The 12891-nt window shown below is 68.9% G+C and carries 14 protein-coding genes and 1 pseudogene; 9 read left to right on the top strand and 6 right to left on the bottom strand.

Annotated elements, in window-relative coordinates:
* Window positions 1-3: 3 nt before the first annotated feature.
* Window positions 4-225 carry an alkylphosphonate utilization protein gene (locus ABDW31_RS01345; protein ID WP_184716760.1) on the top strand — a complete coding sequence of 74 codons (222 nt, stop codon included), beginning with the start codon at window positions 4-6 and terminating at the stop codon, window positions 223-225.
* A gap of 80 nt (window positions 226-305) precedes the next feature.
* A complete protein-coding gene (locus tag ABDW31_RS01340; protein ID WP_343698238.1) occupies window positions 306-968 on the top strand; it encodes a hypothetical protein in 663 nt (220 codons plus the stop codon).
* 145 nt (window positions 969-1113) lie between these two features.
* Here the strand turns inward: ABDW31_RS01340 and ABDW31_RS01335 are convergent, their stop codons facing one another.
* On the bottom strand, window positions 1114-1596 hold the full coding sequence (locus ABDW31_RS01335) for a VOC family protein (protein WP_184716761.1): 483 nt from the start codon (window positions 1594-1596) through the stop codon (window positions 1114-1116).
* A gap of 184 nt (window positions 1597-1780) precedes the next feature.
* Here ABDW31_RS01335 and ABDW31_RS01330 point away from each other — a divergent pair, with 184 nt between their 5' ends.
* The 4 genes from ABDW31_RS01330 to ABDW31_RS01315 all read left to right on the top strand — a co-directional run bounded on the left by ABDW31_RS01330 (window position 1781) and on the right by ABDW31_RS01315 (window position 6116).
* Window positions 1781-2779, top strand: coding sequence for an aldo/keto reductase (locus ABDW31_RS01330; RefSeq protein ID WP_184716762.1), 999 nt, complete (start codon window positions 1781-1783; stop codon window positions 2777-2779).
* Between the two features lie 66 nt (window positions 2780-2845).
* Window positions 2846-3817 (top strand): transporter, encoded by a 972-nt coding sequence (locus ABDW31_RS01325; protein WP_184716763.1) that lies wholly within the window; start codon window positions 2846-2848, stop codon window positions 3815-3817.
* Window positions 3818-3860: 43 nt separating this feature from the next.
* Entirely contained in the window at window positions 3861-4880 is a 1020-nt protein-coding gene (locus tag ABDW31_RS01320) for a mechanosensitive ion channel domain-containing protein (RefSeq protein WP_343698237.1), read from the top strand.
* A gap of 186 nt (window positions 4881-5066) precedes the next feature.
* A complete protein-coding gene (locus ABDW31_RS01315; RefSeq protein ID WP_343698236.1) occupies window positions 5067-6116 on the top strand; it encodes a CoA ester lyase in 1050 nt (349 codons plus the stop codon).
* A 128-nt stretch (window positions 6117-6244) separates the two neighbouring features.
* Here ABDW31_RS01315 and ABDW31_RS01310 read toward each other — a convergent pair whose 3' ends face one another.
* The 3 genes from ABDW31_RS01310 to ABDW31_RS01300 form a co-directional block, all read right to left on the bottom strand.
* Window positions 6245-6670 (bottom strand): OsmC family protein, encoded by a 426-nt coding sequence (locus ABDW31_RS01310; protein ID WP_184716766.1) that lies wholly within the window; start codon window positions 6668-6670, stop codon window positions 6245-6247.
* Window positions 6671-6708: 38 nt separating this feature from the next.
* The gene (locus ABDW31_RS01305) at window positions 6709-8094 is read right to left on the bottom strand and encodes a cytochrome P450 (protein ID WP_184716767.1); all 1386 of its coding nucleotides are present in this window, start codon (window positions 8092-8094) and stop codon (window positions 6709-6711) included.
* Between the two features lie 107 nt (window positions 8095-8201).
* Window positions 8202-8402, bottom strand: coding sequence for a hypothetical protein (locus tag ABDW31_RS01300; RefSeq protein WP_172271133.1), 201 nt, complete (start codon window positions 8400-8402; stop codon window positions 8202-8204).
* Between the two features lie 286 nt (window positions 8403-8688).
* Here ABDW31_RS01300 and ABDW31_RS01295 point away from each other — a divergent pair, with 286 nt between their 5' ends.
* Window positions 8689-9651 (top strand): acetyl-CoA carboxylase carboxyltransferase subunit alpha, encoded by a 963-nt coding sequence (locus tag ABDW31_RS01295; protein WP_343698235.1) that lies wholly within the window; start codon window positions 8689-8691, stop codon window positions 9649-9651.
* 248 nt (window positions 9652-9899) lie between these two features.
* Window positions 9900-10877, top strand: a complete 978-nt coding sequence (locus ABDW31_RS01290) for a nitronate monooxygenase family protein (RefSeq protein WP_184716769.1) — start codon at window positions 9900-9902, stop codon at window positions 10875-10877.
* Here ABDW31_RS01290 and ABDW31_RS01285 read toward each other — a convergent pair.
* Window positions 10875-11063 (bottom strand): annotated as a pseudogene (locus ABDW31_RS01285) (hypothetical protein); the annotation flags it as partial. The gene ABDW31_RS01290 and the pseudogene ABDW31_RS01285 overlap by 3 nt on opposite strands.
* Between ABDW31_RS01285 and ABDW31_RS01280 the strand changes: the two are divergent.
* A complete protein-coding gene (locus ABDW31_RS01280) occupies window positions 11062-12141 on the top strand; it encodes a ChaN family lipoprotein (RefSeq protein ID WP_184716770.1) in 1080 nt (359 codons plus the stop codon). The pseudogene ABDW31_RS01285 and the gene ABDW31_RS01280 overlap by 2 nt on opposite strands.
* Here ABDW31_RS01280 and ABDW31_RS01275 read toward each other — a convergent pair.
* The gene (locus ABDW31_RS01275) at window positions 12138-12890 is read right to left on the bottom strand and encodes a hypothetical protein (RefSeq protein WP_184716771.1); all 753 of its coding nucleotides are present in this window, start codon (window positions 12888-12890) and stop codon (window positions 12138-12140) included. The genes ABDW31_RS01280 and ABDW31_RS01275 overlap by 4 nt on opposite strands.
* Window position 12891 lies beyond the last annotated feature (1 nt).

Here is a 12891-nt window from a genome sequence, read left to right as displayed (position 1 = left end):
ATCATGAGCGAAGAGACCCGCGACTCCAACGGAACCGTCCTGGCCGACGGCGACACCGTCACCCTGATCAAGGACCTGAAGGTCAAGGGTTCGGGCGGCGTGACGCTGAAGCGCGGCACGGTGGTCAAGAAGATCCGCCTGACCGGCGACCCCGACGAGATCGAGGCCAATGTCGACAAGGTTAAGGGCCTCGTTTTGAGGACGGAATTCGTCAAGAAGGCCTGAGCTTAACCTTAGGGCGACCCGCGTTACGCCATTCTGGCCGCCAAAGGCAGGCCAGAATGGCCGCGTGAGGCTCGAAGGCCATGAGGGTGACGGGGCAGGTGGGGACGATGGCGCTGGCGGCCTATGGCAAGGCCGCGCCCGCCCAGGAACCGGCGAAGAAGAGGAGTCCGGAGGCCGAGGCCCTGGACCAGCTGAAGAAAGATCTTCGGACCGGTCGCAAGACCGCGATCGGCGACGCCAAGGGGCGGGCGCGCGACAAGCTGCTGAAGCTGGTCGAGAAGCTGAAGATGCTGAAGCAGATGTACGCCAACGATCCCAAGGGCATGGCCAAGGCCCTGGCGGCGGCGGCCAAGGACCTGCAGGGCGCGGTCAAGGACTACGCCAAGGCCGCCAAGGACTCCGGCGAGATGTTCGCCCAGGACCTGGCCGCCGCCCCGGACACGACGCTGCCGCCCGAGCAGCAGGCCGCCGACCGCAAGGCGATCGAGGACCAGGCCAAGGTCGAGGTCGAGGGCGACATGGACTTCATCAAGTTCGTCCGTAGCCTGAGCAAGGCGTTCAAGGACGAGCTCCATACCGCCAAGATCAAGGGCATGCTGACCCAGCCGGGCAAGTTCGAACGCTCCGACGAGGTCAAGGAGACGGAGGACACGTTCGAGGACCTGGACCAGATGACCGAGGACCTGGATCGGCAGGTGCGCCGGGACATGCCGCCGGGGAGTTTGATGAAGCTGGCGGCTTAGGGCGGGCGCGCGGACCAGAGCGCCCCCTCCGTCACGGCGCTACGCGCCGCGCCACCTCCCCCGTTGCACGGGGGAGGATGAAGACCTTTCCTCCCCTGCGAAGCGGGGGAGGTGGCCCGAAGGGCCGGAGGGGGCGCTTATAGCCTCAGCCCCCCTCATACGCCGCCCGCAACCCCGCGACGTCGATCTTCACCATCCCCATCATCGCCTTGAACACCCGCGCGGCCGCCTCGCGGTCCTCGCCCGTCGTCCACTCGATCAGCTGCTTGGGCGTCACCTGCCAGGACAGGCCGTAGCGGTCCTTCAGCCAGCCGCACTGCACCGCCTGGCCGCCGTCGGCCGTCAGGGCGTCCCAGTAGTGGTCAACCTCCTCCTGGCCATCGCAGTCGATCACGAACGAGATCGACTCGTTGAAGGTGAAGGCCGGGCCGGCGTTCATTGCCGTCCAGGGCTGGCCGTCCAGCTCGAAGCTGACGGTCATCACGTCGCCGGCCTTGGGACCCTGAGGCGCATCGGTCGGATAGCGGTCGACGCGGACGATCTTCGAGTTCGGGAAGATCGAGACATAGAAGGCGGCGGCCTCTTCGGCCTCCTTGTCGAACCACAGGAAGGGGCTGGTCTTGGGCATGGCGGTCTTCCTCCTTTGTTGTCAGCCTAGGACGGGCCGGGCGGATGCGTTCCGACATCCGGCGCCAAAAAAGATTGGTCGTTGCGCCGGGAAGATTGCCTGATCCTCCACAACAGCGCGGACCCTCTAGGTTCGCCGCGTATCGAAACCATCTTCGTCGTCACCCCAATCGAAGGAGCTTCCCATGAAGACGCGCAAACTCGGCGATGGCCTGGAGGTCTCGGCCATCGGTCTCGGCTGCATGGGCATGGGACAGGTGTACGGCACCGCCCTCGAGCCCGGCGACGCCCACAAGGTTCTGGCCAAGGCCGTCGAGCTGGGCGTCACCTTCTTCGACACCGCCGAGGTCTACGGCCCCTATCTGAACGAGGTCCTGGTCGGCGAGGGCCTCAAGCCCTTCCGCGACCAGGTGGTGATCGCCACCAAATTCGGCTTCGACATCGCGCCGGAAGGCACGGGCGAAGGCTTCTCGCGGATGCGGGGGACCAACAGCCGCCCCGAGCACATCCGCGCCGTCGCCGAGGCGTCGCTGAAGCGCCTGGGCGTCGAGGTCATCGACCTGTTCTACCAGCACCGCGTTGATCCCAACGTGCCGATCGAGGACGTGGCCGGGGCGGTCAAGGACCTGATCGCCGAGGGCAAGGTCAAGCATTTCGGCCTCTCCGAAGCCGGTGCGGCGACCATCCGCAAGGCCCACGCCGTGCAGCCCGTCGCGGCCCTGCAGAGCGAATATTCGCTGTGGTTCCGCGAATTGGAGGCCGAGGTGCTGCCGACCCTGCGCGAGCTGGGCGTGGGCCTGGTGCCTTACAGCCCGCTGGGCCGGGGCTTCCTGACCGGCGCGTTGAAGAGCGACCTAGCCGACAACGACTTCCGTCGTGGCCTGCCGCGCTTCCAGGGCGAGGCCCTGACCAAGAACCTCGGCCTGGTCGGGGCCCTGACGGTCATCGCGGGCGAAAAGGGCATCACCCCGGCCCAGCTGGCGCTGTCCTGGATCCTGCACCAGGGCGAGCATATCGCCCCGATCCCGGGCACCACCAAGATCGCCCGCCTGGAGGAGAACCTCGGCGCGGTCGATGTGGTCCTCTCGGCCGACGACCTGGCCCGCATCGCCGCCGCCGTGCCGGAAACGGCCGTGGAAGGCGAGCGCTACACGGCCGCCGGCATGGCGATGGTCGGCCGCTAGCACACTGCTGACAGAATGCGGTTCTCCGAGACGCGAAGGTTCGCCCGACCGTCTCGGAGGGACCTAATGTCATCGATCATCCGCCGCGCCGTCCTGGGCGCGGCCGCCGCGCTGGCGCTGAGCTCGCCGGTCTTCGCGATCGCCCCCGACCGCCAGGGCCTGGACGAGGCCTGGTGGACCGGGCCGCTGCTGGCCTCCGGAGCCTCGACCCTGCCCAAGGGCCACGCGCTGATCGAGCCCTATCTGTTCGACGCCAAGCCCTATGGCCGCTTCGGCGCCGACGGCAAACGGCGCAGCGCGCCGGACGAGGACAATATCGGCTCGTCGGCCTATCTGCTGTACGGCGTGACCGACACCCTGACCGCGGGCTTCATCCCGCACCTGGGCTATCGCCGGGCTGGCGGGCGCTGGAGCCAGGGGCTGGGCGTCGGCGACGTCACCGCCCAGGTCCAGTACCGGCTGACACAGTACAAGGAAGGCGGCCGGGTCCCGACGATCTCGGTGATGCTGCAGGAGAACCTGCCGATCGGCCGCCACGACCGCCTGGACGAGCGGCCCAATGACGGCTTCGGCAGCGGGGCCTACGCCACCACCCTGGGCGTCAATTCGCAGCACTATTTCTGGATGCCGAACGGCCGCATCCTCCGCACGCGGTTGAACGTCGCCTACACCCGCGCCGGCGACGCCAAGGTGCGCGGAGCCAGCGTCTACGGCACGGCGAAGGGCTTTGCGGGCAAGGCCCGGCCGGGCGACACGCTTCTGGCCAACCTGGCCTTCGAGTACAGCGTGACGCGAAACTGGGTGGCGGCGCTGGACGTCGCCTGGCAGCGCGACGCGGCGACGGAAGTGGCCGGCGTTCTGGACGGCGCGGCGGTCCAGCGCCGCTATCCGGTCAGCCAGGCCCTGATCCTGGCCCCGGCGGTCGAGTACAATTTTACGCCCAAGGTCGGCGTCATCGTCGGGGCGCGCATCGTGCCCGCCGGCCGCAACGTGACGGCCTCGGTGACCCCAGCGGTGGCGGTGAACTGGGTGCTGTAGCGCGCTCTTGATCCGAAGCGGCGGCTCGCTCCAAACTCCGGCCATGGCCGCCAACCCGCTCCGCACGCTCGATTCCTTCGAACTCCTGAAGCTGGGCAAGGCCTCGGTGACCGTCGGCGGGCTGGCGGCGGGCGTACTGATCGTCGTGGCGGCCATCGTCGCGGCGCGGCTGACCTCGGCGGGCCTGCGCCGGCTGCGCGAACGGGCGGCCGGCAGCGCCGCTTCGCTCTACATCGTCGAGAAGGTGGCGACCTACGCTCTGGTGGTCATCGGGGTGATGGCGGGCCTGTCGACCATGGGCGTCGACCTGACCTCGCTGACCGTGTTCGCCGGCGCCCTGGGCGTGGGCGTCGGTCTGGGCCTGCAGGGCATCATCAAGGACTTCGCGTCCGGGGTCAGCCTGGTGTTCGAGCGGCTGGTGGCGGTGGGCGACTTCGTCGAGCTGCCTAATGGCGGCCGCGGCGTGGTGCACGAGATCGGCCCGCGCGCCACGCGCATCCGCACCAATGACAGCACCGACATCATCGTGCCCAACTCGGTGCTGGTGAACGATCAGGTGGTCAACTGGACCCTGCGCGGCACCAACCGCCGCATCCGGGTGCCGTTCGTCACCGCCTTCGGGGCCGACAAGACCAAGGTGCGCGAGGCGGTGCTGAAGGCCGCCAAGGCCGCGCCCTACACCTCGCCCGACGACGCCACCCGCCGCGCCCAGGTCTGGCTGGTCGGCTATGGCGACCACGCCCTGAAGTTCGAACTGGTGGTCTGGCCGACGGTGGACGCCGTGCGCCGCCCGGCGGCGATCTATGCGGCCTATACCTGGTTGATCGACGACGCCCTGCGAGGGGCGGGCATCGAGATCCCCTATCCGCAGCGCGACATCCGTGTCCGTGGCCTGTTCGGCGAGGAGGGCGAGGACGCCCTGACCAGCCTGCGCCTGGAGCCCGCCGCCCGTCGCCGCAAGGCCAAGACCGTCAAGCCCGGCTCCAGCAACGACGCCGCCGCCGACCTCGAGCGCGAGGATCCGGAAGAGGCCCCGAAACCGCCGCCGCCCGCGAAGGCCTGACGCAAGCGGCAGCCTTGACGTCGCATATTGCGCCGCAGCACAGTCCTCGCCAACACACCCCTACACCGCTCATCCCCGCGAAAGCGGGGACCTAAGCTGAAAATCAGGGTTTCCTCGGTCAGCTCGGCTTGGGTCCCCGCTTTCGCGGGGATGAGCGAGGAGAGGGGTCATGGGGAGAGTGATGACGTGAAAACCGCGCGCGGCTTTTTCAAACCCTTGGCCATCGGCGCGCCCGCGCCGTATCGCGAGCTGCCGGCCCGGGTGGAGCGGATGATCCACTTCGTGCCGCCGCACCTGGACAAGGTCCGCGCCAAGCTCCCCGAGATCGCCCCGACCGTCGATGTCATCCTGGCCAATCTGGAGGACGCCATCCCCGCCGACGCCAAGGGCGCGGCCCTGGCCGGCCTGGTGGCGATGTCGCGCGAGGTCGACTTCAAGGCGCTGGGCGTGGGCTTCTGGGCGCGGATCAACTGCCTGAACTCGCCCTGGCACCTGGATGAGATCGCCACCATCGTCGAAAAGGCCGGCGACAAGCTGGACGTGATCATGGTCCCCAAGGTCGAGGGGCCGTGGGACATCTTCTACATGGACCAGCTCTTGGCCTCGCTGGAGGCCAAGCACGGCGTGACCCGGCCGATCCTGCTGCACGCCATCCTGGAGACGGCCGAGGGCGTGATGAACGTCGAGGCCATCGCGGCGGCCAGCCCGCGCATGCAGGGGATTTCGCTCGGGCCGGCGGACCTGGCGGCCAGCCGGGCGATGAAGACCACGCGGGTCGGCGGCGGTCATCCGGGCTATCGCGTGGTGGAAGATCCGCATGCGGACGGTTCGGCCCGCGCCTCGGTGCAGCAGGACCTCTGGCACTACACCTTCGCCAAGATGGTCGACGCCTGCGCCGCCCACGGCATCAAGCCGTTCTATGGTCCGTTCGGGGCGATCGACGACCCGGTCGCCTGCGAGCAGCAGTTCCGCAACGCCTTCCTGATGGGCTGCGCCGGCGCCTGGAGCCTGCACCCCAGCCAGATCGACATCGCCAAGCGCGTGTTCAGCCCGGACCCCGCCGAGGTGGCCTTCGCGCGGCGGATCCTGGAGGCCATGCCGGACGGGACGGGCGTGGCGATGATCGACGGCAAGATGCAGGACGACGCCACCTGGAAACAGGCCAAGGTGATGGTCGATTGCGCGCGGCAGATCGCGGCGAAGGATGGGGAGTACGCGGCGCTGTACGGGTTTTAAGATGCTCCCCGCGATGCGGGGGAGCTGTCGCGGAGCGACTGAGGGGGCAAGTGCTGCGAAGGCCGAGCTAGCCCCCTCCGGCCCTCTGGGCCACCTCCCCCGCAACGCGGGGGAGGACCTAGGCTGAGCTACTCCCCGCCCACCGTCGTCACCACCCGCGCCCCCGCCGTCAGCAGCTTGTGGATCGGGCACTTGTCGGCGATCTGGAACAGGCGCTCGCGCTGTTCGTCGTTGAGGTTGCCTTCCAGGGTGATCGTGCGCTCGAAGCGGTCGTGCGGGGTCTGGTCGGCGTCGAAGTGGTGGAAGACCTCGACGTGCATGGCCGAGATGTCCCAGTTCTTCTGGTTGGCGTAGAGCCGCAGGGTCATGCTGGTGCAGGCCGCCAGGCCCGCGCAGACCAGTTCGTGCGGATCGGGCCCCAGGTCCAGACCGCCCTTGGCCGCGGCGATGTCGGCGACGATCGTGGCCGGGCCGGCGGTGACGAAGGTCTGCAGGCCGCCGTGGCCGCTGTCGTCGGCGGTGGCGGAAGGACGCGTGGCGGGAGTCTCGGTCATGGCGGGGCCTTTCGAACAACTGGCGCGAAGCTGACGCTTCAGGCCGCGCGGTTCAAGGGCGTCAGCGCAAACACCGGCTCGTGGTCCGGCCCCAGGGTGATCGAGGCCTTGGGCAGCACCGGCCGGTCGCTGTCCAGCCCGATCTGGAACCGTTGCAGCAGGCTGGCCAGCACGATCTGGGCCTCGGCGAGGGCAAAGCCCGCCCCGATGCAGACCCGCGGCCCCGCGCCGAACGGGATGAAGGCCTCCATGCCCCATGGGTGGGCCTGGTCAATGAAGCGCTCGGGTCGGAAGGCGGTCGGGGCGTCCCACAGCTTGCGGTGCCGGTGCATCAGCCAGGGGCTGATGGTGATCATGCAGCCGGGGACGACCTCGCACCCCATCACCGTGTCGGCCCCTCGCGCCGCGCGGGCGATCAAGGGTGCGGCGGGATAGAGGCGCAGGGTCTCGAACAGCACCGAGCGCAGCAGCGGCCAGGCCTTCAGGTCATCGAGGCTGCTCACCTGCTGCGCGGGGAAGGCCGTGACCTCTGCGCGCACCCGGGTCTGCGTCGCTGGGTCCAGCGCCAGCAGGTAGGCGGCCCAGAACAGCAGGCGCGAGGTCGTTTCGAAGCCCGCCGCCAGCATCGAGCTGCACTGGTCGCGAATCTCCTGGTCGGGCAGGGGCGCGCCCTCCTCGTCGCGGGCGGCCAGCAGGCGGTCCAGCATGTCCCGCACCTGAGCGTGCGGATGGGCGCGGCGCTCGGCGATCAGGGCGTCGACCGTGTGCAGCCAGCGCCGGCCCATCGCCCGCCGGTCGCCGTCCATGAAGATCAGGTCGTCGGCGCCGCGACTGACGAAGTCCAGCAGCTTGAAGTGGGCCGGCCCCTCCATGTAGCGACGGGCCAGGTCGGCCAGCAGCGCGCCCTCGGCGTCGGCGCGGCGCGAGAACAGGGCGCGCAGCACCGCGTCCAGGGTGGCGTGATGGAAGGCCTGGGCCAGGTTGGCGCGGTCCTGCCCCGCCAGCGCCTCGACCAGGCCCGCGCCGGCGGCGACGAAATGGGGCAGCAGACCGCCGGTCGCGGCGGGCGTGAAGACCGGGGCCAGGCTCTTGCGCTGCCGCCGCCAGGTCTCGCCTTCGCTGAGCAGCAGGCCTTCGCCGACCAGGGGCTTGAGCGGCCGGCTGGCCTTCACGGGACGCAGATAGTTCGGCGAGGTCAGGACCTGACGCGCGGCGGTCGGGTCGCTGACCACCAGGCCCGGACTGCCCATGAACACATAAGGCGTGACCAGATTCTCGAAGTCGTCCTCGCTATAGGCCCCGACCAGGCTTCGGCCCATCTCCCAGGCGACGCGCAGTTGGCCGAACAGCTCAGGGCCGAGCGGCTTGGGATGGACTTTCGGAGCAGGCGGTATGAGCGGCGCGGTGAGGACCGATGCGTCCATGAAGCGGCCTTCCGGTGCGCGGCGCCCGTTTTGGGCGCCGTCCGGACGCAGACGCTACAGCCGCTCAGGTTGCGGCGCAATAATTCATCGCGTGGGGAATTGAGGTGTTACGCCGCCACCGCGTGGTGCGCCGAGACGTCGAACACGCGTTGCGATCCGCGCCACACTTCCACGAAGTCGCAGCGGGTATGCATGTCCAGAAGTTCGAAGGCGCGCACACGGGCGGCCTTGTCGTCAGCGCACGGCGTGACGTCGAAGCGCGGAACCGAACCGTCGGATTCAACACAGAAAAAGGTGAACACCTGCATGGGAACACTTTGCTCTCATCAGGCGGGTCCGAGCCACATTCGATGGGCGGGGGCCGCGGGCGCAAGTCGTCTTCCGCGACCTGCTACAAAGCAACATAGGACTCTATGTCGCGATTCACCAGACCAGAGAGTCTTGTTTCGAGACTCACCTGGGGATCCACACTGGGAGCCTGTGGATAAAACCCGGCGGATTCGGGGCGGTTCCCGGTCTGAATCTCGCCTCTTTCCCTCGAGGCATTACGCCACTAGGTTCGCACCCTTTCATCCACGGCGACGTTAAGAGTCCATGGCCGCCCATTATCTCGATTTCGAACGTCCAATCGCTGACCTGGAAAGCAAAATCGAAGAGCTGAGCAAGCTCTCCGAGACGGCTGGGCCGGGTGCGTTCGACAGCGAGATCCAGGCCCTTCGCGATCGCGCCCAGGAGCTGCGCACCGAGGCCTATTCCAATCTCGACGCCTGGCAGAAGACCATGGTCGCGCGGCACCCGCAGCGGCCGCACCTGCGCGATTATGTCGCGGGCCTGATCGACGAGTTCGTCGAGCTGCGCGGCGACCGCAAGTTCGCCGACGACCAGGCCATCGTCGGCGGCCTGGGTCGATTCCGCGGCCAGCCGGTCGTGGTCATGGGCCACGAGAAGGGCCACGACACCACCACCCGCCTGAAGCACAACTTCGGCATGGCCCGCCCCGAAGGCTACCGCAAGGCCGTCCGCCTGATGGACATGGCCGAGCGCTTCAGCCTGCCGGTCATCACCTTTGTCGACACCGCCGGCGCCTATCCGGGCCTGGGCGCCGAGGAGCGCGGCCAGGCCGAGGCTATCGCCCGCTCGACGGAACGCTGCCTGACGCTGGGCACCCCGATGGTCGCGACGATCGTCGGCGAAGGCGGCAGCGGCGGGGCCATCGCCCTGGCCGGCGCCAACCGCGTGCTGATCCTGGAACACTCGATCTATTCGGTGATCTCGCCGGAAGGCGCGGCCTCGATCCTGTGGCGCGACGGCGCCCGGGCCAAGGACGCGGCGACCAACATGCGCATCACCGCCCAGGACCTGATCAAGCTGGGCATCGTCGACCGCATCGTCGAGGAACCGGCCGGCGGCGCCCATTCCAACGCCGACGTGGCCATCCAGGCTGTCGGCGATGCGGTGGAAGAAGAGCTGAAGGCCATGGCCCACATGAGCGCCGCTGAGCTGAAGAAGCAGCGTTCCGAGCGCTTCTACGCCATCGGCCGCGCGGGCCTGCAGTAACAGGGCTGGCCTAGCCACGCTTTCTTACAATCGAACGGGGAACCGGGCGGCCGTCTCGACGGCTTAGCTCCATGTCGGCGGCGCTGTCCGCAACGACGTGGAGCGCCCGATGATCCCGCTGTTCGCCGCGACCCTGATGCTGACCCGGCCTCCGGCGCTTCGTCGCCGAAAGCCGGCCCCGCGGAAGCCGCTTGCCTGACGTAGCGGGCGCCGCGCCATAGTCCCTCAAAATCAGAGGGAAGCGCATCATGGCCATCAAGACCCGTTTCACCGAGCTGTTCGGCGTCGAGCATCCGATCGCCCAGGGCGGCATGCAGTGGGTCGGCAAGGCCGAGCTGGTCGCGGCGGTGGCCAATGCCGGCGGCCTGGGCTTCCTGACCGCCCTGACCCAGCCCACGCCCGAGGCCCTGGCGAAGGAGATCGCCCGCACCCGCGACCTGACCGACAAGCCGTTCGGGGTGAACCTGACCATCCTGCCGGCCATGACCCCGCCGCCCTATGCCGAGTATCGCGCCGCGATCATCGAGAGCGGGATCAAGGTGGTCGAGACCGCCGGCTACAAGCCGCAGGAGCATGTGGATCACTTCAAGGCCAACGGCGTGAAGGTGATCCACAAGTGCACCGCCGTCCGTCACGCCCTGTCGGCCGAGCGGATGGGCGTCGACGCCATCTCGATCGACGGCTTCGAATGCGCCGGCCACCCGGGCGAGGACGACATCCCCGGCCTGATCCTGATCCCGGCCGCCGCCGACAAGGTGAAGATCCCCATGATCGCCTCGGGCGGCTTCGGCGACGCCCGCGGCCTAGTCGCGGCCCTGGCCCTGGGCGCGGACGGCATCAACATGGGCACCCGCTTCTGCGCGACGGTGGAAGCCCCGATCCACGAGAACTTCAAGCAGGCCATGGTCGCCAACGACGAGCGCGCCACTGACCTGATCTTCCGAACCCTGCACAACACCGCCCGCGTGGCCCGCAACGCCATCAGCCAGCAAGTCGTGGCCATCGAGCGCGCCGGCGGCGCCAAGTTCGAGGACGTCGCCGACCTGGTGAAGGGCGCGCGCGGGAGAGAGGGACTAGAAAGCGGGGATGTCGACCACGGCGTCTGGACCGCCGGCATGATCCAAGGCCTGATCCACGACGTCCCGACCGTGAAGGTGCTGATTGACCGCATCATGAGCGAAGCCGAGGCGCTCATTCGCCAGCGGCTGGCGGGGATGGTGGGATAGAATCCCTCTTCCATAGGGAGAGGGAGGGGCCCGCCGCGAAGCGGTGGGAGGGTGAGGGGTTACAGTGGTGGACGGCGTGCCGGCGCCCCGGCTGACCTCGTAACCCCTCACCCCAACCCTCTCCCTATGGGAGAGGGAGCGCAGTATAGGAAGCTGGGCCGCCGAACCTATCCATCGAGACGTCATGACGACGAAATCCGCTCTGCTCCACGCCGCGATCGCGGCGTCGCTGCTGCTTGCCGCCCCGGCCGCCGCCCAGACCGTTCAGCCCGCCGGCGACGGCTACCGCCTGAGCCAGGGCCTGGCCGACTTCTACGACACCGCCTTCGTGATGAAGGACGCCAAGACCGGCCAGCCGCGCGTGGTCAGCCCCGCCGAGGCCGCCGAGCTGCTGTCGGCCTATGACGTGGTGTTCTTCGGCGAGAGCCATCGCCATCCGGGCGTGCACGCCCAGCAGCAGGCGCTGTTCCGGGCCCTGGTCGCGCGCCATCTGCGCTACGTCCTGTCGCTGGAGCAGTTCGAGCGCGACACGCAAGGCGTCATCGACGCCTATCTGGCCGGCAAGGTCGGCGAGAACGCCCTGAAGGAGAAGGGCCGGGCCTGGGACAACTACCCGACCTCGTACCGGCCGCTGGTCGAGTTCGCCAAGGCGCGCGGCCTGCCGGTGATCGCGTCCGAGGCCCCGACCTGGGCCATCTCGTGCATCGGCCAGTTCGGTCCGGAGATCCTCGACAAGTTCACCCCGGAAGAGCGTGGCTGGGTGGCGCGGCAGCTCAATCCCGGGACCGGCGCCTATCGCGCCAAGTACATGCGCTTCCAGTCGGGCGCGGCGGCCCACGGCGGCGGCGCCAGCCAATCGCCCGAGGCCCTGGCCAAGGCCGAGCGCAGCCTGGCCGCCCAGACCGCCCGCGATGACACCATGGCCGAGGCGATCTTCCTGGCCCTGAAGGCCAATCCCGGCGCCAAGGTCCTGCACCTGAACGGCAATTTCCACAGCGCCGCCTTCCTCGGGACAGTCGAGCGCCTGAAGCTGCGCGATCCGAGCCTGAAGATCGCCGTCATCGACCCGCTGGAGGTCGACGACCCCAAGGTCCCGGCCTTCAAGGCGTCGGACCTCGACAACGGCACCCTGGTGCAGCTGATCTATCCCAACCCGCCGACCTTCGTGGACGGCGAGGACACCAGCGACTGGGTCCGCGCCCTGATGGCCAAGCGCAAGGCCAGCGCCTGCAAGTACGCGCCGGCGGCCGCGGCCAAGCCCTAGAGGCCGATCAGCGTCCGCAATCGGGCCTTATCCGGCTCGGCCAGACCTTTCTCGAAATGCGCCATGCAGGCGGGCTCGGCGGCGGCGAACCGCGGAACCTTGCGGGCGCGCAGGCTCTCGTCGATCGGGGTCATCTTGCCCAGCCAGGCGCGGAGGTCGGTGGTGTCGCGGGCCAGGCGGGCCTCGGCGCTGCTGGGGAAGGTGACGTCGTAGTTCAAGGCGTGAGTCGGGGCCTCGCCGGTGATCTGGCTGGGCGTGGTGCTACAGCCGACGCCGACGCTGGTCGCCGCGCCCCAGGACCAGTGCTCGCGGGCCTTGCCGTCGATCAGCCAGGCTGCGCCGAAGGGCGTGGCCAGGCCCAGCTCCGGGCGGGCGGCGAAGGCGGCGACGCCGATGCCGCCGGCGACCGCCAAGGCCGAGGCGGTGACCGCGACCAGGCGAGCTCGGCGGGCGACGCCGGGCGGCACGGCCTTGCTGTCCAGGCCGAACGCGCCGGGCACCACCAGGGCCGGCACCGCCAGGGTCAGGATGAAAGCCCAGAAGGCCAGCGGCGAGGGGTCGCGCCACGACACCAGCACGTCGGGAATGGTCTTCAGGAACAGGTCGTCGCGACGGGCGATCCAGGCGTCCAGCACGCCGAGGCCGAACAGGCCGGCCACCATCAGGCCGGCGGTGACCAGCACCCCCGCCAGTTTCTCGACGAGGTCGCGCACGCTGGGGCGCGGGGCGGGCTGTGAGCCATCGGTCATG

The sequence above is a fragment of the Caulobacter sp. genome (assembly GCF_039596335.1).
Taxonomy (GTDB): Bacteria; Pseudomonadota; Alphaproteobacteria; order Caulobacterales; family Caulobacteraceae; genus Caulobacter.
The sequence above is the reverse complement of the archived record's forward strand: the minus strand, read 5'-3'. Positions and strand labels throughout refer to the sequence as shown.

What these genes read in the sequence shown, in the direction of transcription:
- ABDW31_RS01290 (WP_184716769.1), top strand. Translation starts at nt 9,900, where the DNA reads ATGGCCATCAAGACCCGTTTCACCGAGCTGTTCGGCGTCGAGCATCCG.
- ABDW31_RS01275 (WP_184716771.1), bottom strand. Translation starts at nt 12,890, where the DNA reads ATGACCGATGGCTCACAGCCCGCCCCGCGCCCCAGCGTGCGCGACCTC.
- ABDW31_RS01305 (WP_184716767.1), bottom strand. Translation starts at nt 8,094, where the DNA reads ATGGACGCATCGGTCCTCACCGCGCCGCTCATACCGCCTGCTCCGAAA.
- ABDW31_RS01280 (WP_184716770.1), top strand. Translation starts at nt 11,062, where the DNA reads ATGACGACGAAATCCGCTCTGCTCCACGCCGCGATCGCGGCGTCGCTG.
- ABDW31_RS01330 (WP_184716762.1), top strand. Translation starts at nt 1,781, where the DNA reads ATGAAGACGCGCAAACTCGGCGATGGCCTGGAGGTCTCGGCCATCGGT.
- ABDW31_RS01340 (WP_343698238.1), top strand. Translation starts at nt 306, where the DNA reads ATGAGGGTGACGGGGCAGGTGGGGACGATGGCGCTGGCGGCCTATGGC.
- ABDW31_RS01335 (WP_184716761.1), bottom strand. Translation starts at nt 1,596, where the DNA reads ATGCCCAAGACCAGCCCCTTCCTGTGGTTCGACAAGGAGGCCGAAGAG.
- ABDW31_RS01320 (WP_343698237.1), top strand. Translation starts at nt 3,861, where the DNA reads ATGGCCGCCAACCCGCTCCGCACGCTCGATTCCTTCGAACTCCTGAAG.
- ABDW31_RS01295 (WP_343698235.1), top strand. Translation starts at nt 8,689, where the DNA reads ATGGCCGCCCATTATCTCGATTTCGAACGTCCAATCGCTGACCTGGAA.
- ABDW31_RS01325 (WP_184716763.1), top strand. Translation starts at nt 2,846, where the DNA reads ATGTCATCGATCATCCGCCGCGCCGTCCTGGGCGCGGCCGCCGCGCTG.
- ABDW31_RS01300 (WP_172271133.1), bottom strand. Translation starts at nt 8,402, where the DNA reads ATGCAGGTGTTCACCTTTTTCTGTGTTGAATCCGACGGTTCGGTTCCG.
- ABDW31_RS01345 (WP_184716760.1), top strand. Translation starts at nt 4, where the DNA reads ATGAGCGAAGAGACCCGCGACTCCAACGGAACCGTCCTGGCCGACGGC.
- ABDW31_RS01310 (WP_184716766.1), bottom strand. Translation starts at nt 6,670, where the DNA reads ATGACCGAGACTCCCGCCACGCGTCCTTCCGCCACCGCCGACGACAGC.